This window comes from Marinomonas epiphytica (assembly GCF_054780655.1).
In genome coordinates this window covers 369532-393103 of sequence record NZ_BAAGVX010000026.1, presented here as the reverse complement: position 1 = coordinate 393103, position 23572 = coordinate 369532, and the positions used below count along the sequence as shown (strand labels likewise).

Genomic DNA, 23572 nt, shown 5'->3' with positions numbered 1-23572 from the left:
AATTTTCTATCATTGCAAGGAGCCGGTTATGAAACAGCAAGCCACACATAAATCGCACCTAAACCCTAATACCTCAGTAAAGCGCACTGATTACATAGGTATCATTTTTGTCAGTTTGGTCCTATTTTCTTCTGCTAGTTGTTTTTTGTTTGACTCCCATCAGGAAGGGTCCAGCAGCAAAAGCCATACTATTGAGCTCAACAATACTTGATACGAGTAGTAAGGAACTGGCAATAATCAATCGAATTCGCTAGAATAACTGTATATAAAAACAGTACTTAAGTGAATGATCCTCTATATTGCTGAAAAACCCAGTCTGGCGCGAGCGATTGCCGCCGCAATGCCAGGACCACAAAAAAAACAAGACGGCTGTATTTGGTTAGCAAATGGCGACTGTATTAGTTGGTGTATTGGTCACCTGCTAGAACAAGCAGAGCCTCACCAATACAACCCTTGCTTCAAAAGTTGGCAGTTAGAGCACTTACCTATCATTCCTCAAGAGTGGCAGTGGCAAGAAAAAAAGCAAACCAAAAAGCAATTTAGCATTCTCAAAAAGCTCATCAAGCAAGCCGACCAACTTGTTCACGCAGGAGACCCTGACAGAGAGGGGCAGCTCTTAGTTGATGAAGTCTTACACCATACCAAGGTTCCAAAAGGCAAACTGCATAACACAAAGCGCCTGCTCATCAGTGACTTAACCCCCAAAGCGGTCAAAAAAGCACTCGCGAGTTTACGCGCCAACAGTGAGTTTTCGGCTTTATCCCGCTCTGCTTTAGCCCGAGCTAGAGCCGATTGGTTATTCGGCTTAAACCTGACTCGCTCTTACACTATCCAAGGCCGCCAAGCAGGTTACAATGGCGTACTCTCTATAGGACGAGTTCAAACTCCTGTACTTGGGTTAGTTGTAAGGCGTGATATAGAAAGAGAAAACTTTGTTGCTAAGGACTTCTACCAAGTATGGGCCGAGGTTCACACCCAGCAAGGCCACTCCTTTTCTGCCAAATGGCTCCCCAGTGAACATTGCAAACCTTATATGGATGAAGAAGGGAGAATCCTAAGCCGCCCTTTAGCCGAAAATGTTGCCACTCGTATCCAAGATAAACCCGCTCAATTAGTTGAAGCAAAATACCAAGATAAACAGCAAACACCACCTTTACCCTATAATTTATCTAGCCTACAAATTGATGCGGCGAAAGTCTTTTCTTTATCCGCACAACAGGTATTAGATACCTGCCAGAGCCTCTATGAAAAGCATCAGGTTATTACTTACCCAAGATCCGATTGTCGTTACTTACCAAAAGGGCAACACAGCGAAGCCAGTAGCATCATCAAAGCCTTAAGCATTGGCTCAGAGGCTTTAGCCCAAAGTGCCCTTAAGGCTAAGCCTGCGCGGAAATCCAAAGCCTGGAATGATGCCAAAGTCACCGCCCATCATGCCATCATCCCAACCAGTCAGGCAGCAAAGGTAAAGAAATTAAGTTCGCAAGAACAAAATGTGTTTTATCTCATTGCCCGCCAGTATTTAATGCAGTTTTTAGACAACTACGAATACCTCACCAGCGAAATTCTACTCTCCATAGAAGGAGGAAAGTTTCTTGCCAAAGGCCATACCCCTAAAGCACTAGGTTGGAAAGAAGTACTTCCCCAAAAAACCGCCAAGTCGGATGAGGATGCTCAGCCTCAGCTTCCTTTCCTAACCGAGTCAGACACTCTATGGTGCCAACAAGGCAAAGTGATAGAGAAAACCACCACTCCACCGCCCGCTTTTACTGACGCAACACTGTTAGCTGCAATGACAGGCATTAGCCGTTTTGTGCAAGACACCAATATCAAAGCTGTGCTAAAAGAAACAGACGGACTGGGAACAGAAGCGACTAGAGCTGGTATCATTGAGTTACTCTTCAAACGTGGCTTTCTAACACGCCAAGGTAAACAGATACATGCCAGCAGTACGGGGCGAGCTTTTGCAAACTGTCTGTCCGAAGCGTTAACCACACCTGATATGACGGCTCAGTGGGAAGCTAAACTGAATGCAATGAGCCTCGATGAGATAAGCTATCAAAGTTTTATGAATGAACTCACTTCGAGCCTGCACACGCTACTTAATCAATCGCAGACAGTATCAAGTAGTGCATTGCGAGCGCTACCCGCAGCTCCTAGCAAGGCTAAAGCCCGAAAATATAAAAGAAACCCAACAACAGGTAAAAGAAGTAAAGCCGCAAAAAAGTCAAATTAGCCTAGCGCTAGCCAAGCCCCCACCCCGATCATTAATGTGCCAGCAATACGGTTCATAATGCGAACATTACCGCTTTTCATGAGTAATGACTTTAATGTTCTCCCACCACTGGCATAAATAAGCAGACACACAAACTCTAACGATAAAATAATGGTGATTAGCAATACCAGCTGGTTTACCATTGGTTTAGATGCATCCAAAAATGGCGGTAGCAAAGCAACAAAAAAAGCCCACCCCTTAGGGTTCGCAATTGCAGTAACGAAGCCCTGAGAAATAAGATCGAAGCAGGCAGTTTGAGCTTGATTGTCATCATCAGATTTTATGGCCATTCGCCCTTTTGATAACCACATTTGAATGCCAATATAAGCCAAATATAAGCCACCCAAGTACTTAAAGACGGTAAATACCTGTGGGTAATTCAGCAATAAAGCCGCCACCCCCACTGCAGATAACGCAGCAACAATTCCAACGCCTATCAATTCCCCCAACATCATCCATAAAGCACGCTTTACCCCTATGGTCATGCCCATCGTCATGGCAAGTGTCATACACATACCTGGCGTAATTGAAACAAAGAAAAAGGTTGGGATAAAAGCCGACAATAACGCTACGTTCACTCGGTAACTCCATTTAAAGACAAGGAATAAAAATCTGAAATTGAGTTAATCAGAAGCAATAACGACACACAAGCAGTTAATTCGGGAAGGCAAAAAATAAGTCGATTTCACTCCGTTCCTCGAAAAAATCAGTCTATTAGATCTGCCTTTATTTAACTTAAAGGTTGTATTTAGAAACGTTTTTTTTCTTCAAACGTATTATCATCAATGAACTGCTCCCATTCCGAGTCCAATTCCTCTTTATTAGCAGGCGTTTTACTTGTCTCTACATGGAGCGGGCTTTGTTGAGAAATCTCTTCTATCGCTTGATTAAGATAAATAACGCTGCTCTGAGCATCAGGGGAGTCTTTCACTGGCGCAAGTTGAGAAAGTGCTTCTTGGTATATAGATAACGCTGTTTCAACTTTTCCATTCAAAAATGCCTGATTTGCTTTGTAGGCAAAAAAGTCTGCACTGACTTTATATTTATAAAATACCAATAAATCATCAAACCGGCGGGCCTGATCGGAAGACAAACTTTTCTCTTTTTGGGCGAGCAAAATATAGGTACGAAAAGACTCAAACATACGCTTCAGAGAAGTAATCATAAGTTCATCGTTAATCGTACGGGGCTTTCTGTCATCAGGGCTTTGTTGAAAGCTTTGCAATTCGTCTGAGTATTGAGTTCGACGTCTTGCTAAATTACTATCTGATTGCAATTCAAGCAATTGATCACTCAGTGCTATAATTCGAGAGTACAGCCAAATACGCATATCTTTTGGCTGGTATTGTGTTGGCATTTCATCTAAAAAGCCTCTTACCAAGCGCAACTGACTATTTAACCTAGCTGCTTTTCTTTGCCTTTCAATTCGAGCTTGCTCTTTAAAATGCAAGACGATCGCAAGCACTAAAAAGCCGCCGATGGCTAACAATAAAAAAGTAATGGCTATTTCAGTCATAATTAAGCAACTTATCTTAGCTTTTTAGCCAATAAATGTTTTACCTAAAGGCTAGTAAGCAAATTTCACTCTATGTCTAAATTTATCCCTCATACTCATCTCATCCTATGAGTCTTTTTTTATATCATAGACCATATATGAAGAACACATAAAAAAGGCCAGCAAAGCTGGCCTATGTTAATCAAACAAGCAATATTAACCCGCTACAGAATAGCCTAGCAACATATAGAATAAAGCAGCTGATAACGTCGCTGAAGCGGGCACTGTGATAACCCAAGCAGCAGCAATTTTTAGTAATGCAGAACGTTTAACCAATTCTTTTTTGGTTGCCTTTTTAAGCCCTTTTCTCTCACGGGAGGTAATTGGAGAAGAAGCTTTATGCTCTTTAAGCGCTTTTAACATCGCCCTCTTTTCGCTTACATCAGCCTTGGTAAATTGCTCAACAAACTCTTGAGTTTGAATAGCGTCATGACCGGCATCCGTAGAGTGTTCTATAATATCCTCTAGTTTCTTATCATAAGATAACTTCAAGTATTCGCGTAAAAAACCTACCCCAAACACACCACCAACGGCAATATGTGTTGAGCTTACGGGTAAACCAAGTTGTGAAGCGATGATCACAGTAATAGCTGCCGCCATTGCAATGCAATAGGCGCGAGTTTGATCAAGCTCTGTAATTTCAGTACCCACTGTTTTAATCAGTTTAGGACCAAACAATGCTAAGCCAACCGCAATACCTAAAGCACCCACAATCATAATCCATAAAGGAATCGCGGCTTTGCCTAGTACTGCTCCTGATTGCAAGGCTTCATTAATTGCCGCTAATGGCCCAATGGCATTGGCGACATCATTAGCACCATGAGCAAAGCTTAATAAAGCTGCCGAAATGATAAGTGGAATTGTGAATAAACTATTCACAGAGTCTTTGTCATTTTTAAGGTTATCTGCCGCACGTTCGACTACGGGACGGACAATAAAGTACACAGTAAGTGCAATGGCAAAGCCAATCATTAGAGCGGTAATAAAGTTAACCTTCCAAAGATTTTTCAAGCCTTTCAAAGTTAAGTAGGTCGCAAATACCCACACCATAACACCAACAAGTAAAGGCACGACCTTTTTAGCCGCCTCCACCATGTCACTTTTATAGGTAATATTGCGCTTTATGTAAATTAAGAAAGAAGCGGCTATCACCCCTCCTAAAACTGGCGAAATAACCCAGCTGGCAACAATGGCACTCATTTTATCCCACTGAGCTATATCCCAACCGCCCGCAGCAATACCCGCTCCCAAAACACCACCTACAATAGAATGGGTTGTAGAAACGGGGGCACCAATATAGGTGGCAAGGTTTAACCAGATCGCGCCAGCCAGCAAAGCCGCCATCATTACCCAGATGAAGGTCTTGGCGTCAGCAATGGCATTTGGATCAATAATGCCCTTTTTAATTGTGCCAACAACAGTTCCTCCAGCAATGATAGCACCAGCCGATTCGCAAATGGCTGCAATAAGAATGGCACCAGACATGGATAATGCTTTTGAGCCTACTGCAGGCCCAACGTTATTGGCAACATCATTGGCACCTATATTTAAGGCCATGTACGCGCCAATTGCAGCGGCAATAGATAAAATAGAAAGGTTGGATACTTCGATACCAATCGTTGAAGCGTAAAATCCGCATACTAATACAAAAGCTAAAGCAATTAGTACTCGCAGAAAATCATTACCACCTAAAAGGCTAGTATTTTTTTCAGAAGGGGAATCTTGGTTCATAAGGACTCTTATTAGGTTAACTACCACTCGTCATAGCTTTGGGGCGCCATTAAACATAGTGTAATCCCTAACACTGAAATCAATTTGCCCCAGTCATAAAACCGTCATTATTTTGTCATAAAACGGACGGCCGCAATTCTACACTGCCTCAAAAAAGATAAACACCCCTAAAATGTTAATTGAGTAAAAAGTAATCTTTTACACAGTAAAGCACCGTATTTATTAACATTCGATAACATTTACCGCCAAACCACCACGTGACGTTTCTTTGTACTTATCATTCATATCTCGACCTGTATCACGCATGGTCCGAATGACCTTATCTAAAGATACATAATGCTGCCCATCTCCTCTTAACGCCATAGCGGCGGAGTTAATCGCTTTCATAGATGCCATAGCATTACGCTCAATACAGGGCACTTGCACTAATCCACCAATAGGATCACAGGTCAGCCCTAAGTTATGTTCCATACCAATTTCCGCAGCGTTCTCTATTTGCTCTGGAGTACCTCCTGTAGCCGCTGCTAAACCTGCCGCGGCCATCGCGCAAGCCGATCCGACCTCACCTTGACAGCCAACTTCCGCTCCTGAAATAGAAGCATTTTCCTTAAACAGCATGCCAATTGCCGATGCCGTTAAGAAAAAGTCGATAATGCCTTGCTCATTAGAGCGTGGACAAAAATCCCAGTAATAGTGTAATACCGCAGGGATGATACCTGCCGCGCCATTGGTCGGTGCGGTGACGACTCGCCCGCCAGCAGCATTCTCTTCGTTAACTGCTAGCGCATACAAGTTAACCCAATCCATGGCACCTAATGATGGTGTAATCATATCCATGCGCGTTTTACTGTTAAGATCTTGATACAAACTCGGAGCACGACGCTTTACCTTGAGTCCACCAGGTAAAATTCCTTCTTTTCTAATACCATTCTGTACACACGCTTGCATAATAGACCAGATATTTAAAATACCAGTTTTAATGTCATCTTCGCTACGCCATACTTGTTCATTAGCTAACATGATCTCCGCAATCGTAAGATTATGAGTGCGGCACAAGCCAATAAGGGTTTCTGCATCATGAAAAACATAAGGCAATTCCGTCGTATCCTCTACTAGTTCAACGTCACCTTCTTCATTCTGCTTAACAATAAAGCCGCCCCCTACTGAGTAATAAGTCGCTTCTTCAATAAGCTCTCCAGCTTGATCATAAGCATAGAAAGTCATTCCATTAGCATGGAAATCCAAACGTTTAACTCGGTGATAAATTAGGTCTTGCTGGGAATTAAAAGAAACGCTCTTTATTTTTAAAATGTTAAGTGACTTTGTTTGCTCTATTTCAGCGACTCTAGGAACCACCATATCAGGGTTAATTAAATCCGGTAGCTCCCCCTCTAACCCCATCAATACTGCATCGCCAGTTCCATGCCCTTTTCCAGTAGCTCCAAGCGAACCATACAGTTCAACTTTAATTCGACTTGTAACGGGCAGTTTTTTTGAAGTTTCTAATTTATTAGCAAACTGACAAGCGGCTAACATAGGTCCTACTGTATGAGAACTTGATGGTCCCACCCCTACTTTAAATAAATCAAACAAACTGATTGCCATACCACACCTTTTATCTTTATTAACATTTCTATGGTCCGATAGGCTAATACTAGAACATTTGTTTCCAATAAGAAACAAATGTTCTTCCTTAGCATAGTTACCGCCAACTCATTCAACAAGCATTCACTCCAAGCTACCTATTAAGCACCCTTTTTTACCCCTACTTAGATAATTTTCAGGAATAAACACCAAGAAAAATGCATTTCTTAACATAAAACTCTGATAAAAATGCTTTATAACAGGATTTTTTAAAAAAAATATGCCACTCTATGGTGCAAGTGCACATTATTTACAAAATCAAAGATGCACTTAGCAGTCTCTTTTTAAGTTTTCATTACCTTGGAATGGGAATTGCTTTAATAAAGTCTACGGAAGCCAGTGTTATCTGACTTCTTATAACAAATATTACAGAGGACTTAATATATGTCAGCAACGATTGTAGTAGGCATTGATGGAAGCGAAGCGAGTAGCCGTGCTTTATCTTATGCGAAGCGTCTCGCCGGCTTAATTGGCGAAGAATGCACATTAGAACTGGTGTGTGTTGTCGAATGGTCACCTTATACTTTCCAAACTACCGAAGAAAACGCTCTGCGTAAGAAAAACCGCCAGGACGAAGTAGCCAAAGCACAGGAACGTGTCATCGAACCAGCCCTAAAAATGCTCAGTGAAGTAGGTATTAAAGCAGAAGGTCGAGTGTTACACGGTAAAGTAGCTCACTCACTTAATACTGTAGCCGTTGAGTCAAATGCTGAGCAAATCGTTGTTGCTCGTTCATCTGAGCATGGCTTAAGTGCCAGAGTATTTGGCAGTGTCACAGCGAATTTGGTTATGAGCGCGAATGTTCCAGTAACGGTTGTAGGTTAAGGTGGTCTTTATGAATAAACTAATTTCGTCTCTATCTGCCTTTATGGCATTTATTACATTAACCTTTAGTAGCTCTGCGAAAGCGGAAGGCCTAGACGCTGCGGTTAATGCTGCTTTTAGCTCTGCAACTGGCTGGTTTGTAAGCCTAATTTTCGCGCCAATTCCCGGGACCAGCTTTCCATGGATTGTTCTTTGGTTGGTAATAGGTGCGAGTGTTTTCACCTTATACTTTGGCTTTGTCCAATTCAGAAACATTGGTCACTCTATCTCCCTTGTGAAAGGGGATTACTCAAACCCTAACGATGCAGGTGAAGTAAGCCACTTCCAAGCCCTGGCGACAGCCCTTTCTGGGACTGTGGGTTTGGGTAACATTGCGGGTGTAGCTGTAGCCGTTTCTATTGGTGGTGCAGGAGCAACTTTTTGGATGATCTTAGCCGGCTTGCTGGGTATGGCATCTAAATTCACTGAGTGTACTCTGGGTGTGAAATACCGTAATGAGTATAAAGACGGCAGCGTGTCTGGTGGTCCTATGTATTATATCTCTAAAGGGTTTGCTGAAAGAGGCATTCCTGGAGGTAAAATCTTAGCTGGACTATTTGCCGTGTTCTGTATTCTAGGTGCGTTTGGTGGCGGTAACATGTTCCAAGCGAACCAAGCTCACGCTCAGATTAGCCAGTTAGCTGGTGATTATCCTGGTTGGATCACAGGTATTGTTTTTGCTGCTCTTGTATTTGCAGTAATTGTTGGTGGTATCAAATCTATCGCTCGCGTCACAGATAAAGTGGTTCCATTTATGGGTATCCTTTATGTGGGTGCGGCCTTAGTGATTCTAATTATGAACGCTGATAAAATTGGCTGGGCTTTTGGTCAAATTTTTGAAGGTGCTTTCACGGGCTCAGGTGTAGCCGGTGGTTTAGTTGGTGCCTTGATCCAAGGTTTCAAACGTGCTGCTTTCTCTAACGAAGCAGGGGTTGGTTCTGCTGCAATTGCTCACTCTGCAGTACAAACCAGCGAGCCAATCACAGAAGGCTTCGTATCTCTTCTTGAGCCATTCATCGATACGGTTGTTATTTGTACTATGACTGCTTTGGTTATCATCATCACTCAACAGTTGATGATCGATGCTGAAACAGGATTATACATTCTTAACGACAGCGGCACTATCATGACCGCAGACGGTTCTTCTGGTGTTGCTTTAACGTCAGCAGCGTTTGGTTCCAATATTAGCTGGTTCCCATTCATTCTTGCTATTGCTGTGGTACTGTTCGCTTTCTCTACTATGATCAGTTGGTCATACTACGGTTTGAAAGCTTGGACTTACTTATTCGGTGAAGGTAAAAATGCGGAACTTACTTTTAAAATCATTTTCTGCCTATTTATCATTGTAGGTGCTGCCGCTAACCTTGGCCCAGTAATCGACTTCTCTGATGCCGCTATCTTCGCGATGGCAGTGGCTAACATTATCGGTCTTTACTTCCTAATGCCGATTGTTAAGGAAGAGCTAAACTCTTACCTAAGCCGTCTAAAATCAGGTGAAATTAAAAAGTACAAAGACTAATCGTTAGGTTAGCTTAATAAAAAAGTCAGAGGACATTTTTGTCCTCTGGCTTTTTTATTTCTAATGTAGGTTATGCTTGCGCCATCAACAGACGTTCTCGGCAACGTAAGAAAATCCCTGCCATCACAGCAATACCAATTAAAAGACCATAAAAAGGCATGTCCATAGACACTTGATATAAACTGGCCAAAGTAACCGGACCTAATGTGGCTCCTATGCCTTGCATAGAGGCATTGATACTGGCTAAGCGGCTTTGTTGATCGTCTTTCACTAATAAGGTTTGTGCGGTTAAAACACCAGGAAAAATAGAACCTAGGCCGACACCGAATAACCCCATAGCGACCAATACTCCCAAGTAGGAATGACTGAATATAAAAGTCAGTTGGGCCAGTAAGGCAAACACTAACCCGTTCAAAATAAGCACTTGCGCACTAAACTGAAACTTTGGCACTAGTACCATTTGCATAAGAATACTAAAACAAGACATGCTCATCATCGCAAACCCCAGTAGCCTTGTGGTGTGGGCTGCATCTAGTAGAAACCTATCTTGAATGACAAAACCAATCACTTGCTGGATGCCAGTCACTGAAAGAATCGCCAGTACAGACATGAGCAAGAATGGCATGGCTGGTTGTTTCAACCAATTAATTGGTTTAGGTTTCACATGCTGGCGAACGTGCTTTTGGTCTTTAACAAATAGAACAACCAGAGCTCCAACAAAAAACACAAAGGCAGCAATAATGTAAAAAGGAGCGGTCAAACCAAAACTGCTAAGCAAAGAGGCTAATGCAGGCCCAAGAATCATCCCCACACTAAAGGAAGCCCCAATTTTTGCAATGGTACCACTGCGGTGTTTGATGTCACTGTGGGCTACCAAATACGTTTGCACTGACGGCATAATACCTGCGACACCCAATGCGAATACAATACGCAGTGAAAAAATCCAATAATAGGCTGATGCTGAGGAAAGGTCGTCTGCCAAAGCCTGCTGTAAAACGCCCCCTGTTAGAGCAATCGTCACACCATAACAAAGCATACCTATGATCACAGATCTAACTCTGCCAATTCGGTTAATGATGCCGCCCCATAAAAATGCAGCTACCACAAAAGCCGCAGCCCCTGCAGTAATAAGGGAGCTGATACGAACATCAGCAAGGCCGATCTCCCGCCCGATAGGAGGTAAGGAAGCAAAGATAAAAGATTGCCCAATGCCGACCGACATTAAGCTTAATAACAATAGGGCTTGGGACAGCTTTTCGTTTGCCGCCGGCTGAACATCCTGTTTCATTTAGGTATTCCTAGGTTTGTACGCCAAAAAAGTGGCTAAATAGAGATGAAGTGAATTATTAACCTTTTCGACGACGGTTAATCCGCTGCCACTTCCAGCTCGGAGCCTCACCTTTAACGAGATATAAAAATAACAGACAAAGTGTTAAGCACACTGTCACAATAGACCAGTTGAGTAATTCTTCTTTGGGGTCAATTAAGTAGCTGGTTAAGGCAACCGAGGATAAATACAACAATTGGCTTAGCCAGCCTTGCCATGTTTGAGGTTTTGCCCAGCCCCAGCCATTTTTCTTAGCAGGAAACCAAATGTTGCGCTTCGACATACCTTATATTCCCTAAACATTAATCGAAATAATGAGCTAATTGGCTAAGAATTCGCCACGTGTTTTATCACTGCTTTTAAATAAGCCACCAAGAGCAGTCGTTTGAGTGGATGAACTCGCATCCATCACGCCTCGGGCTTTCACACAGTAATGTACCGCATTGATACTCACTGCCACATTGTCTGTCTCAAGCAGCGCTTGTAGGGTAACTAAGATCTGCTGAGTAAGCCGCTCTTGTACCTGTGGGCGCTGAGCAAAAAAACGTACGATGCGATTAATTTTCGATAGGCCGATAATTTTATTCTTAGGTAAGTAGGCCACTTTTGCTAGCCCATCGATTGTTACAAAGTGATGTTCGCAGGTACTTGTAAAGCTAATATCACTTACTCGCACCATTTCATCGACCTTCATTTTATTATCAATGACGGTAATCTTGGGGAAGTACTGATAATCTAAACCTGAGAAGATTTCTCTTACATACATTTTCGCGATACGGTGTGGTGTTTCCGCCAGACTATCATCAGTTAAGTCTAACCCTAGAGTGGTTACCACTTCTTCGAAAGCACTTTTGATCTTTAAATATTTTTGCTCGCTGGTTAAACCTGTCTCAACCATAGGGGTTTCTAAGCCACGGGCAATTAAAGTGTCTTTTACTAATTGAGCTTCTCGGGAAAGCTCATTACCTGTATCAAGTTGATCTACCATCGCGACCTTCATCTACCTTATGCCAACTGTAAATATCTCTGCCCACAGTGCCAAATATGACTTAATTTTTACCTGGGCTTCGAGACGAGCGCCAAACATACTGGCTGTTCGTCACTCTATTACTTATTCAGCGACAATAGTAAAGGCAAAGCCCAAAAATATACAGGGTAAAAATGAGACATTAGTAAGAATACTCGCCTAAAGCGAGTACTCTTAGTACAGACTAAACCATAACGTTTTTATGGGACAAAGGGGCTTTCTTGGCAGGGTAGTCAAATTGTACTGGCGAAGAGCTATTAGTTTGTTGCCATAGGCTTGAGCATAGATCCGACAAACTCACTTGTTGCCCTCCCTGTAACCAAGCCACCACGGCTTTTGCTACATTAGGGTAAGATATTTGAACGGATTCACTGGTATTCAACCACTCTAAAATCACTTCCGAGCTAAGTTGTTCGCAGGCTGACGCCACTCCCAAATATTCTAATGCAATGGCATTTGAGTGTTGCTCAATCTGCTTATTGAGTGGTTTAACAAGAATTTTCCGCCCCAAATGCAAGGCTTCTGAATTTAACTCAAAACCTGCATTACAAAGCACAGAACCACATTCAGCAAGGTTCTTTTGAAAGCTATCACGACCAAATGCAAACACTTCTATGTGCCCATACACTCCAGGTTCGATGTCTTTACAGTGCATACGGAACTGATATTGAGGAATTTCTTCTAGCCATTCAAATACCGCTTCACTATTTTCAAAGGGCAAATAAACTAATACCTTATCGCTATCAGGCGCATTAACTTCGGCATTTAAATGTACTAACGGTGGCAAGATTGCATGACCGAAATGATGCCAATGAGAACCCAACGCTGTACTAACAGGTGCAAATTTTTTCATGATAAGCTGAGCTATTAGGTTACCTTTATAGCGAGGAATATCATGATTAAAAGCATATTGGTGCCCAAAGCCAATACAAGATACGCCTTGGCGTTTGGCAGCCCAAGCAACAATGGGTTCAAAATCGGTAATGACCAAATCGTACCCTGTTGTATCGAGGGATTTTATGTCTTTAACTAATTTTAGAATATGGGCATTACGGTAAGTCGCCAGTAGATCTAATTGACCGTCTTTGGCGACAAAACTTAATCCTTCAAAGGTTCGATAGTCACCAAAAGCCTGCATATCAAAATACTCTTCAGGGGGTCTGCCTGAAAATATGTAGTCGACCTCGATATTAGCCGCTTTTAACTCAGCAGCCATTGCCCGTGCTCTCGTAATGTGTCCATTACCGGTTCCCTGCACGCCATATAATATTTTCATGCCAGTACTCCGACCATCAACATTGCGCAACTTGTCCCTAAACATGCACCTACTACGGTATCCGTTGGAAAATGAACACCTAAGAACACACGTGATAAGCCCACGTGAGTAGCCCATAGGTATAAAAATTCATTCAGTCCTGGGAACCATTCTGCCAAACAATAAGCCATGAAGAATGCACCAGAGGTATGTCCAGAAGGAAAAGAAAACTGATCAGAAGGAATAATAAAACTCGTAAAATCTTCCAAAATATCAGCAGGGCGATTGCGCTTAAAACCTTTTTTTAAAATTAGGTACAAACAACGCTCTAAAATAAAGCCTACTGCGATTATTAGGGCTAGGGTGTCATAGCCATACCACCAAAGTAATACACCTATCAAAGCGTATAGAGGGCCATCTGCCGTAAACGAAACGCCTTTTCCTATTCGTGTCAAAACATCGCGACGTTTGCGCGCCATACACCAATAAAACGCACTCACATCAAAAGCGTGTATGTTCTGTAATATATTCATTAATAGACACCTAATCCGATTGCCATCATTTTAAAATATAAGGAAAGCATGTCAGTTTCGCGGCACTTTTATGACATATTTACGACAAAAAAACGCCTTACTGAAAACAAGTCAGTAAGGCGTTTTTTTGTTTGGAAAGGCTTAATTCAAGCCATTCATTTTCTTGAAGGCTTCAATCATTACAATCGGTTTTACTTTTTTATTATCACCGTTCAGTGCATACACGACTGTTTCACCAGCAGGACCTGAACCGATATCGGTATAACGTAATGGCACTTCGCCCACTAGACGAGCATTGTTCATTTCAGCAAGAGAAGAGAAAACATAAATACGCCCTTCTACTCGCATTTCTCCATAAAATGGCGTTGCGCCTTCTAAAGTACCATCGTACATTTCGATGCTAGCAATTCCAGATGTTTTCTTTTTGTCTTCATTCGTTAAACCAAAGACAAGGGTTTCACCTTTAGGGCCTTCACCAATACGTACCTTGCGGTAAGAGGTTTCACCTACTTCAAGAAATTCTTCGTAAGTACCACGATCATCAAAAATATAAATTCGACCTTCATGGTGCACTTCGTATAAGTCTTGGTTGTTTAATGCTACAGCCTCAACAACAGGTTGAGCTTGATCTTGTTTTACTGTTTCTGTACCACAAGCTGTTAATAAAGCAGCCGCCATTAAAGTGGAAGCGAAAGGCATAAATTTCATGGTTATAACTCCTAGTTAGAATGCAATAAACCATAATTTTTACACATTACAATATGATGACAATTAACACCCAATCAGCATTTTTATAGCCAGTTCGTTAACATGATCCCCATGCCGATCGATTGAGTATGGTTGTTATAATCAAGCAGTGACTGGCCGTAGCCATTAAAATATTGCAGATAGCCGCGGCTTTTTCCCCATAAGGGAAAATTAAAGCCAATTTGAAATGCACCTTTATTGTCTGATAACTTCAAATTATTACGTAACATCACGTCAATGCTGTAATCATCGACAACATGTAATAACCTAATTTCACCATAACCATAATAATCATCTATATCTGGATTATCGTCTTCTTCAGAGTTTTCAGGAAAGCGATACCAAGGTTTGATTGAAATGGCGGTATTTTCCTTTTCAAATAGAAAGTCTACGTAAACTCGATTCCAAGAGCGAGAAAGGTTTCCTGATTGGCCATTAGACTCATGCACAACACCATAAGAAACGTATTCAGGCTTTATACCTAAGAACTCACTTTCTGGCTGAGTACTAATAAAAAGTTCTGGTTCATAGTTAGTGTCTCTAAACGGCGCGGATATATTCTCGTTATAAGCCTGCCAATAAGACAGCTGTGTGTAGCCTAACCATAAGCTAGTATTTTTACCCACCACATCGTAAACCAGCGGAAATTTTAAACTGATTTGATATTTAAATTCTGTACTGTCTAGGTCTTGGTTTTCTGCTTCCTCACCTAGAAATGCCTCTTCATCAATGCGAGAACTGTAGTAAACAGGTAAAAAGTACGTAGGTTTATGAGGAGTCAAAACAAAAGGGTTATCCGCTGTTGCCGCTTCTCTGATCGCTCTTTGTCGAAACAGTCCCTTCGCATCTTGGGCTCTTTGATAAGTAGAATCAGGTACTTTAGGTTCCAAAGGCGTATAGGTAGACGAACTTGCGTTACTTGATGATTGCGTATCCTGAATTGAGCCTTCTTGTGCAACGACAACACCGGCCCCCAACATTGCACAGCATACAATCGCTTTCATTAATGACACCTTTGAATGGGGTTAATCACGTCTAAGACAAGACAACCTGTTTGTTATAAGTTTCTCTATCCATATCACACAGCTCCACAGAGTAACTGACATTTTTCACGGAGAAAGAAAGTAAGGCTTCTAATAATAACTTGGACACATGTTGTTTTTGTGTCTGAGTACGACCAGAGAGCAAGCGTAAGGTAACATGAACAAACGCATCTTCCTGTCCTGCGGTAATAAAGTTTTTGTAAGGACGACTGCGCACTTTAATATCATCAGGAGAAAATAACTCTGAATCGACACATGCTTTCTTCATGGCGTCCATCCAATCTACCGGAGAGACTTCTTGTTCTAAGTTTTGGCTGTATTCCACAATACAATGGGGCATATTAAATTCTCCTTTTTACTATTTTTGTTAGGAAAGATCGCCAAGATCGATTCTGTTCTTCTAATAACCTGTTGTTGTATCGACCGATTTCGGAATAATACCTTGTTTACGATATTGGCTAATGTTATCAGCAACGATTTGACAAGCACTTTGCGGATGAGTCGGAGCAGAAATATGAGGTAACACGGTCACTTTTGGGTGAGACCATAGCTTATCCTCTTGGGGCAATGGCTCCTGATTAAACACATCTAAAACCGCATGGGAAATTGCCCCTTCATCCAGGGCAGAAACTAAGCTCACCTCATCAATAATCGCGCCACGGGCAAAGTTAATGATACCCGCATTACTGGGTAATAATGCTAAGTTCTTTCGGTTTAAAAGGTGCTTAGTCTGGGGAGTTAAAGGTAACAAACAGACCAATATGTCACTGTGAGACAAAAGGTGATCTAGCCCAGCTTCACCATGAAAGCACGTCACATTGTCGAGAGCCTTAGGACGCCGGCTCCAACCTGCGACCTGAAAACCGTTTGCTTGCAAACGCTGAGCACTAACCTGACCTAGTTCACCTAAGCCTAAAATCCCAACCCTGCGATCCTCGGCACGAACCATTGGTTGCTGTTGCCACCGAGCTTGCCTTTGTAGTTGAGCATACTTGGGCATGTCTCTATGTAGGTAAAACGTCCAAGCTAATACCGCTTCTGACATAGTATGGGCAAGTTGAGGGTCTACCATGCGCACAACTCGAAAATCGGGATTAGGCATTTCGGCCAACAACCCCTCTACTCCAGCCCACACACTTTGTACCCACTTAAGGTTAGGGAGTAACTCTAGCGCTTTAGGGTCAGGGTTCGCTAAAATAGCAATGTCACATTGAGATCTTTCTTCATCACTAAGCTCATGAAACGGCACCACCTTCTCTTGAGGTAGCGCCTCGTTTAGAAGCTCAATCCAATGCTTTTGTTCTGCAGAGCTAATACGGCTTATAAAAGGCAACATATAGACAAACCAAGTTCATTAAATAAGTCAACCATCATACTGTGATTCACTTTCTTGTGCCAAGTAATCTAATGGGCAGGCACAAATTCTCCAATAAATTCGTTGGCTGGCAATGCCCGAGCAAAGTAGTAGCCTTGATAGCTCAAACAACCTATTTTTTTCAGATACTCATAATGTTCTAGTGTCTCAACTCCTTCCGCTAGAACATTGATTTTTAAGGCTTTAGCCATAGCAACAACCGCATCAACAATGGCTCCATTACTTTTATCTTCGAGCAAATCTCGAACAAAAGATTGATCTATTTTAAGACGATCAACGGGTAAAGATTTAAGGTATTTTAATGATGAATAACCAGTACCAAAGTCATCTATAGACAAGTAAACACCCAGTTCTCTAACGGCATTCATTTTAGCTAAACTGGATGCCCAATCAGACAACAGCATATTTTCAGTAATTTCTAGGTCCACATTCGCTGCAGGTACTTGATGCTTTTCTAATAACAGACGTAATTTCGGCAAAAAGTCAGCTTGCTGGAATTGTAGTGGACTCACATTGATAGACATACGCCAATCCGCCAACCATTGCCCTTGCTTTATCCAAGCCGCCACTTGTCCTAGAGCTTCATCCATCACCCAATCGCCAATATCAACAATTAAGCCTATTTCTTCAGCCACAGGGATAAATTGCGCTGGCGAAATAAACTGCCCTGATTGATCTTGCCAACGCATTAATGCTTCACTACCAATCAAGCTTCCTTGATCGTTCATTTGAGGCTGGTAAAACAACTTAAACTCACGATTGGCTAGGGCCTGATGAAGCGCTTTTTCCATTTTTAATCGAGCATCAACTGCTTCTTGCATACTTGCACGATATAAAAGATGAGTATTACGGCCATTTTCTTTGGCCTGGTTTAACGCCGTGTCTGCTTGTTTAAAAATGGTTAAAATATCTTTCTTTCCTTGAAAAATGGTTGCTCCAGCACTGGCACTTACATGCATTTCATGCAACCCAACCTTATTTATTTGACTACAAGCGGTAATCACTTTGCTCATAAAATCGTGTAGCTTCATTTCGGTCGAAGCACACTGACTCGCTAGGTTAACTAATAAAAAAGCAAATTCATCGCCTCCTAGGCGCATTAACGTGACATTCTCTTGAGCAATTTTTTGAAACTCTTCTGCTACCCGACACAATAGTTGATCGCCGACATTGTGCCCTAGGGAATCATTAACCGTCTTGAATCGATCAAGATCAACAAATACAAGTGCAGCTGTCTGTTTAACCTTTTGCTGTTCATCCAACAACACTGACAACTGCTCAATCAAGAATTGGCGATTTGGTAAATGAGTTAAACTGTCATAATAAGCAAGTTCATGTATGTGAGCCTCAGACGCTTTACGCTCGGTAATATCACGAATCAAAAGTAATGTTTCTAAATTCGAGTCTACCTCAAATTTGGCTAAACTCACCTCTACAGGAATATTTCCCTTTGTGGTTTCAATTAGAGTTTCATGAGTGCTATTCGAGTTGACACTGGCTTGAGCAACCTGTTCACAAAATAACTGCCATTGTGGTGTGGTACAAACTGAAGAGAGCTTTCGGCCTAATAACAAATCCCTATCAATCCCTAACAGTTTTGCAACGGCAACGTTCGCTAGCGCAATAGTTTGCTCTTCATCTAACTGTAAAATAGCATCGCCGGCGTACTCAATTCTTAGAGCTTGCTGACGGTTATTAGCCTCTAACGTTTGTAAGGCTGTACGAAGCTTTTGCCATAAAGACATAAAAGCTACACTAAGGCGACCCAGTTCATCGGTTCGGTTCGCGCCAACCAAACTAAATAGAGGCTGGTGAGTATCCACTTGTATTTGCGATAAAGAGCGAGTGAGTTGCCTTAACGGGTGCGTCACTAAAAAATAAAACAACAGCGAAATAAGACTGACTAAAAAAATGTCTCGTATTAAATGATCCCAAAAACTGTCTACCAGTTCTCTAAATAACACCTCAATAACACGGTGAGTGTGAGGCACAATGCTTACTGTTCCTAATACTTCAAGTTTTTGCGGGTCGTAAAGTGGAGCGCTGTACGCTTTTAACTCTGGTAATAAACTATCAGCAAATTGATGAATCAGGTTTTGATTTGTCTCAAGAGGCTCTAACTTCGCAATTACTCGGCCCTGTCGATCTGTCAATTGCACATAAGAAACTAGAGGGTAATTTAGTAAAGATTCAAGCCGCCTTTCGACTGCTACAAAATCATCGTCTACTAGAGCATCCACTAAAGGACGATTCAGTACCTGCATCCATTCTGAAAAGGATTCTTCAGTCTGCTCTTGCAACTCGCCAACACCACTAATCAGCTGATAGCAGCTACTCAGTAAACTTAATCCTACCGCCAATAGAAGGGTCAAAGCCGCTTGCTTGGCAAACAAGGACGTTAGAAAAGATCGTTTCATTTATTTCTCTAGTTAAGAAAAGCTAGGTTTATTCAACTGAATAAAAAGCAAACTCTATTCTTCTTACTAGTGCCTTCATTGCTTACTAATAAGAAAAATAGCATTATGTATTCGAAAACTTGGCGACAGCAAGGTTTAAAAAAATTACAAATCGATACATTTCAATTTTATCACTGTTTTCTTTTTCAGTTACATAAGTACACAAGCTAACTATATGGAAATAATATGAATCTCGGTTATTTATTTGCCCTAGGAGCCTTTGGGCTTTGGGGATTTACCCCTATTTACTTCAAAACACTTGGACATATAGCCCCAACAGACATAGTGGCTAATCGAGTGCTTTGGTCTTCTTTGCTACTGACTCTTATTATCAGCGTAATTGCCAAGTGGGAGAAGGTTGTAGTGGTGATTAAGCAGCCTAATCAGCTGGTCATCCTGCTATTCACTACTCTTCTCATTGCTACAAACTGGCTGGTATTTATATGGGCAATCAATAATGATCGAATGTTGGATACATCATTAGGCTATTATATAAACCCTCTAATCACGTTATTTTTAGGGTATGTTTTTCTAAAAGAGCGTCATTCCCCTCTGGCTTGGCTAGCCATAGTATTAGCAGCTTCTGGCGTCATTTTTCAATTAATCAGTCTAGGGTATTTGCCTTGGATATCCTTAGTGTTAGCATTCAGTTTTGGTTTTTACGGGCTACTGCATAAGCGCACTTCAACAGACAGCTTGACCTCATTGTTTATAGAAACCTGCTTGATATTGCCTTTTGCGTTACTCTACATGGTTTGGCTTAACAGCCAAGGCGAAATACCAGCTATTAGCAATTCTGATAATTGGCTTTTACTGGCGCTAGCAGGCCCCATCACAACAGCCCCTTTATTGTTTTTTTCCGCGGCTGCAAAGCGCTTACCCTTAGCACAAATTGGTTTTTTTCAGTATTTGTCGCCCAGCATCCTCTTTTTACTCGCGGTATTTGTATACCAAGAAAATTATGAAAATGAAAAATTGATTACCTTCGCTTTTATTTGGCTGGCCTTATTACTTTTCACATGGGATAGCCGCAGAAGAGCTTAAACTAACTTAAACCAACTTAAACCCAACAAGACTAGCTACTTGAGTGAAAGTAGGTAAAATAAAAATATCCGCAATTTATGGACGAATGAGGTAAAACAGAACCATACTGAAAGAAAGACAGACAGCCCGTCTAGGTAACTTTTCTTTCTTAAGATTGCCCGTTGAGGAATAATAATGATAAACATGCTTCGCTCAATTTCTATAAAAACTCGCTTAGTTTCTCTTGTTGGATTATTGTCGATCGGCTTTCTTGCCGTCGTATTCATGTCTCTTAACGAGACGAAACACTCCCTTCTTGATGAAAAATCCACAAAAACACGTCATGTGGTTGAAACTGCCTATGGGGTTATTCAATATTTCCAAAAGCAAGAAAGCGAGGGGCTGCTGGATCGCAATAGCGCGCAACAGCAAGCCATGCAAATCATTAAAAATATGCGCTACGATGAAGTAGAGTACTTTTGGATTAACGACTATCAATCCAATATGATTATGCACTCCGTAAACCCTGCATTAGATACTAAAAACCTTGCTGATTTAAAAGACCAAAATGGCAAGTATATTTTTCGTGAGTTTATTAAAGTTGTTGAAAGCCAAAATGCAGGCTTTGTTGACTATTTATGGCCTAAACCGGGCAGTGAAAATCCAGTTGAAAAGATTTCATATGTGAAAGGTTTCCAAGAATGGCAATGGATTTTAGGCTCAGGCATTTATTTAGATGATGTCGACAACCAATTCCAGCAGCAGGCAACCACTTTACTTACCTTGAGTTTGGTCATTATTGCTATCTGTTTACTGCTCTCTTTCTTTGTAGTCAGTTCCATTCTGTCACCTATGAAACAGATTCGTGAAGTAATGAATGACATCGCTAAAGGTGAAGGGGATCTCACAACTCGTTTACCCGAATCAGGTAAAGATCAGCTAGCGCTTATCGCTCATTCTTATAATGTTTTTGCTGATCGCTTGTCTGCTACACTGTCACAAGCAATTGACATGAACAATAAAGTTGCCAGTAAAAGCGATGACTTATTAACAGTTTCTGAAGACATTAAACAAATCACTCAGGAGCGCGAGGCTTTGTTTTCTAGCATGTCGGATACCATTAGTGAAGTAGACAGCTTTAAAGCGAATATTATTCACAGTACCCAAGAGACCCTAGAGTCAGCCCATCAAACTGCCGATAAAACACAAACAGGACAAGAATCCATTAAGAAAACCGTCAATTCCTTACAGCAACTTTCAGACGAGCTGGACATAGGCGTAAAATCCGTAGTTGCCTTAGAACAAGAATCGCAAAATATAGGTAAGGTATTAGACGTAATCAGCGACATCGCAGAGCAAACCAATCTGCTTGCTTTGAATGCGGCAATTGAAGCGGCTCGAGCTGGTGAGCAAGGCCGTGGTTTTGCCGTGGTTGCCGACGAAGTTCGAGGATTGGCTAGCCGGACTCAGTCATCTACCGATGAAATTCAAGCCATGATTAAAAAGTTACAAGATGGTGCTAAAGAAGCTGAACTTAGAATTACTTCTAGCCATAAGCAATCCCAACAATCCTCTGAGGACATTACCCTTACTGCGGCGGCTCTTGAAGCCATTGCCACCTCAGTGGACTCCATTACTCAAGCCAGCAACCAGATTACTGAAACTGTTGGTACTCAGAGCGAAGCAGTACAAACCCTTAACGAATTGAATGAGAAAATCATGACAATTTCAAAACAGGCGACGAATAGAATCCAGGAGAATAATAGTACTAGTGAGTCTCTGGCAAGCACTTCTGTTGAAATGAAGAAGGTGATGTCTACATTTAAGCTATGAGTCCTATGAACTGATAAACGTCGCATGATCACCAGATCATGCGACGTTTTATTTTGCTTCAATAGGCAGTTGCAAGTTAAATCCCTTTAACGAAGACCAAGCCAAAAATTGTGCAGCATATTCAGCAAAGTCTTCGTCGACCACACCTTTCTCTTCACTTGCATGGCGTAAATACACCCGATCGCCTTTGCGAACAATGAAACCTTGGTGGGAAATATTCATATTGGTACCAATCCATTTTTTCACCTGCCAGTTCGGTCTCACCCAATTAACGACAGCCCCATTTGGAAGTGCGGCTAATAGCTCATTATTCAAGCCACTCCAAGTTACTTCCTCTTCTATTTTTAGATCTTTAAAAAGCAGTTTAATCGGAATAAAAGGCGTCTTCACACTTTGTTTAGTATAGCCACTTCCTAGTTTCCGTAGATCGTCGAGCAGGTGAACACAATCTTGCTTAGAAAGATGACAAGCATAACTCTCTAAACTCATCGCCTGATACCAGGCTTTTTTATCAATCACAGTGTCGGCATAACTTACTTTACCCTGAGCAATTGGGACCGTTATGTCCTTTAAGAAATGTTTATTATTGGGAATCCAATCAAGACTCGGAAAGTGATTACGATTTTCAAAGCTAACTTGCCCATTTTTATAGCGTATTTGCGTCAAGGTAGCGACAAATGAATCGTCATCATGGGACATCGCTTTAGCAAGCACAGTTTCCACAAAAGTGGTGCAATCAAATGCGTCAAAACGATAAAGAGGGTCAGAGTCAAAACGACCGCTTACTCCTTCACCTAAGGGATTCGCTAAATATGGTGCGCCTAAAAAGACCTCACTCTGCTCTATCACTCGGTCAGCCATTGAGGTAGGTAGAGGTCTGTCGCTCGCTGAATCCTCCCTATTAGCCACACAAGCCACCAATAAAGCATAAGATACCACCAGTATAGCTTTGCTACTGGTTCTACAAAAATTTAGTATTGATAGTAGAAAATAGTAAGTTCGCAACCTAACCACTGACCTTAAAACTTTAACCTAGTAAAAATTATTTTATAGCCTGACAAATAAGACCAGCTTGTATAAAATATCAACACTTATTATTTATACAATGGATATCGCTCCTATGAGAATACCACCAGCCTCTCCCTTTCTACAGGGGCAGTTTGGACTGCAAAACAGTCAGGACAAACTTACCCAGGCAAGCCAAAATATTGCTCATAGCCAACAAGAATCCCCTAACAACATACCGTTAGAAGACTCTTTAGTAAGCCTAAAAAGCGCAGAATTAGAAGCAAAAGCCAGCACTCGCGTCATCGAGACTGCTAACTCCACCCTCGGCAGCTTAATCGATATTAAAGCATAATTATA

Annotated in this window: 22 protein-coding genes; 7 read left to right on the top strand and 15 right to left on the bottom strand. The window is 41.6% G+C overall.

What is annotated here, in order from left to right:
* Both ACYVGZ_RS06950 and ACYVGZ_RS06945 read left to right on the top strand, forming a co-directional pair.
* The coding region (locus ACYVGZ_RS06950; protein WP_460753129.1) for a hypothetical protein at positions 1 to 211 on the top strand (211 nt) is incomplete at its 5' end.
* 75 nt (positions 212 to 286) lie between these two features.
* Positions 287 to 2236: a DNA topoisomerase III gene (locus ACYVGZ_RS06945; protein WP_460753126.1), complete on the top strand. Its 1950-nt coding sequence runs from the start codon at positions 287 to 289 to the stop codon at positions 2234 to 2236.
* Here ACYVGZ_RS06945 and ACYVGZ_RS06940 read toward each other — a convergent pair.
* From ACYVGZ_RS06940 to ACYVGZ_RS06925, 4 genes are all read right to left on the bottom strand, one after another.
* The gene (locus tag ACYVGZ_RS06940; protein ID WP_460753123.1) at positions 2233 to 2853 is read right to left on the bottom strand and encodes a LysE family translocator; all 621 of its coding nucleotides are present in this window, start codon (positions 2851 to 2853) and stop codon (positions 2233 to 2235) included. The two genes, ACYVGZ_RS06945 and ACYVGZ_RS06940, sit on opposite strands and share 4 nt — an antisense overlap.
* A gap of 170 nt (positions 2854 to 3023) precedes the next feature.
* Positions 3024 to 3791: a hypothetical protein gene (locus ACYVGZ_RS06935; protein ID WP_460753120.1), complete on the bottom strand. Its 768-nt coding sequence runs from the start codon at positions 3789 to 3791 to the stop codon at positions 3024 to 3026.
* Positions 3792 to 3986: 195 nt separating this feature from the next.
* Positions 3987 to 5561 carry an inorganic phosphate transporter gene (locus ACYVGZ_RS06930; protein WP_460753116.1) on the bottom strand — a complete coding sequence of 525 codons (1575 nt, stop codon included), beginning with the start codon at positions 5559 to 5561 and terminating at the stop codon, positions 3987 to 3989.
* A gap of 222 nt (positions 5562 to 5783) precedes the next feature.
* Positions 5784 to 7166 (bottom strand): L-serine ammonia-lyase, encoded by a 1383-nt coding sequence (locus tag ACYVGZ_RS06925; RefSeq protein ID WP_460753113.1) that lies wholly within the window; start codon positions 7164 to 7166, stop codon positions 5784 to 5786.
* A gap of 423 nt (positions 7167 to 7589) precedes the next feature.
* On the opposite strand from ACYVGZ_RS06925, the gene ACYVGZ_RS06920 reads away from it, so the two are divergent.
* Together ACYVGZ_RS06920 and ACYVGZ_RS06915 are read left to right on the top strand one after the other, a co-directional pair.
* A complete protein-coding gene (locus ACYVGZ_RS06920; protein WP_460753110.1) occupies positions 7590 to 8030 on the top strand; it encodes a universal stress protein in 441 nt (146 codons plus the stop codon).
* Positions 8031 to 8040: 10 nt separating this feature from the next.
* A complete protein-coding gene (locus ACYVGZ_RS06915) occupies positions 8041 to 9588 on the top strand; it encodes an alanine/glycine:cation symporter family protein (protein ID WP_460753108.1) in 1548 nt (515 codons plus the stop codon).
* Positions 9589 to 9658: 70 nt separating this feature from the next.
* Here the strand turns inward: ACYVGZ_RS06915 and ACYVGZ_RS06910 are convergent, their stop codons facing one another.
* The 10 genes from ACYVGZ_RS06910 to ACYVGZ_RS06865 form a co-directional block, all read right to left on the bottom strand.
* Positions 9659 to 10876 carry an MFS transporter gene (locus ACYVGZ_RS06910; protein ID WP_460753105.1) on the bottom strand — a complete coding sequence of 406 codons (1218 nt, stop codon included), beginning with the start codon at positions 10874 to 10876 and terminating at the stop codon, positions 9659 to 9661.
* Positions 10877 to 10934: 58 nt separating this feature from the next.
* A complete protein-coding gene (locus tag ACYVGZ_RS06905) occupies positions 10935 to 11198 on the bottom strand; it encodes a hypothetical protein (protein ID WP_460753102.1) in 264 nt (87 codons plus the stop codon).
* 36 nt (positions 11199 to 11234) lie between these two features.
* On the bottom strand, positions 11235 to 11915 hold the full coding sequence (folE, locus tag ACYVGZ_RS06900; RefSeq protein ID WP_460753099.1) for a GTP cyclohydrolase I FolE: 681 nt from the start codon (positions 11913 to 11915) through the stop codon (positions 11235 to 11237).
* A gap of 211 nt (positions 11916 to 12126) precedes the next feature.
* The gene (locus tag ACYVGZ_RS06895) at positions 12127 to 13218 is read right to left on the bottom strand and encodes an MJ1255/VC2487 family glycosyltransferase (protein WP_460753097.1); all 1092 of its coding nucleotides are present in this window, start codon (positions 13216 to 13218) and stop codon (positions 12127 to 12129) included.
* Positions 13215 to 13730, bottom strand: a complete 516-nt coding sequence (locus tag ACYVGZ_RS06890; protein WP_460753094.1) for a phosphatase PAP2 family protein — start codon at positions 13728 to 13730, stop codon at positions 13215 to 13217. Before ACYVGZ_RS06890 ends, ACYVGZ_RS06895 begins: the two co-directional genes overlap by 4 nt.
* 141 nt (positions 13731 to 13871) lie before the next feature.
* A complete protein-coding gene (locus ACYVGZ_RS06885; protein ID WP_460753091.1) occupies positions 13872 to 14438 on the bottom strand; it encodes a hypothetical protein in 567 nt (188 codons plus the stop codon).
* A gap of 83 nt (positions 14439 to 14521) precedes the next feature.
* Positions 14522 to 15481, bottom strand: a complete 960-nt coding sequence (locus ACYVGZ_RS06880) for a phospholipase A (RefSeq protein ID WP_460753089.1) — start codon at positions 15479 to 15481, stop codon at positions 14522 to 14524.
* A gap of 31 nt (positions 15482 to 15512) precedes the next feature.
* Positions 15513 to 15860: a 5-carboxymethyl-2-hydroxymuconate Delta-isomerase gene (locus ACYVGZ_RS06875; protein WP_460753086.1), complete on the bottom strand. Its 348-nt coding sequence runs from the start codon at positions 15858 to 15860 to the stop codon at positions 15513 to 15515.
* A 60-nt stretch (positions 15861 to 15920) separates the two neighbouring features.
* Positions 15921 to 16856, bottom strand: a complete 936-nt coding sequence (locus ACYVGZ_RS06870) for a 2-hydroxyacid dehydrogenase (protein ID WP_460753083.1) — start codon at positions 16854 to 16856, stop codon at positions 15921 to 15923.
* A gap of 68 nt (positions 16857 to 16924) precedes the next feature.
* Complete coding sequence (locus ACYVGZ_RS06865) at positions 16925 to 19312, bottom strand: putative bifunctional diguanylate cyclase/phosphodiesterase (protein WP_460753080.1); 2388 nt, start codon at positions 19310 to 19312, stop codon at positions 16925 to 16927.
* A 225-nt stretch (positions 19313 to 19537) separates the two neighbouring features.
* On the opposite strand from ACYVGZ_RS06865, the gene rarD reads away from it, so the two are divergent.
* Together rarD and ACYVGZ_RS06855 are read left to right on the top strand one after the other, a co-directional pair.
* Complete coding sequence (rarD, locus tag ACYVGZ_RS06860) at positions 19538 to 20395, top strand: EamA family transporter RarD (RefSeq protein ID WP_460753078.1); 858 nt, start codon at positions 19538 to 19540, stop codon at positions 20393 to 20395.
* A gap of 174 nt (positions 20396 to 20569) precedes the next feature.
* Positions 20570 to 22207, top strand: a complete 1638-nt coding sequence (locus ACYVGZ_RS06855; protein ID WP_460753075.1) for a methyl-accepting chemotaxis protein — start codon at positions 20570 to 20572, stop codon at positions 22205 to 22207.
* A 48-nt stretch (positions 22208 to 22255) separates the two neighbouring features.
* On the opposite strand, the gene ACYVGZ_RS06850 is transcribed toward ACYVGZ_RS06855, so the two are convergent.
* Positions 22256 to 23116, bottom strand: coding sequence for an N-acetylmuramoyl-L-alanine amidase-like domain-containing protein (locus ACYVGZ_RS06850; RefSeq protein ID WP_460753073.1), 861 nt, complete (start codon positions 23114 to 23116; stop codon positions 22256 to 22258).
* 211 nt (positions 23117 to 23327) lie between these two features.
* Between ACYVGZ_RS06850 and ACYVGZ_RS06845 the strand changes: the two genes are divergently transcribed.
* Positions 23328 to 23567 (top strand): hypothetical protein, encoded by a 240-nt coding sequence (locus ACYVGZ_RS06845; RefSeq protein ID WP_460753070.1) that lies wholly within the window; start codon positions 23328 to 23330, stop codon positions 23565 to 23567.
* Positions 23568 to 23572: the final 5 nt, after the last annotated feature.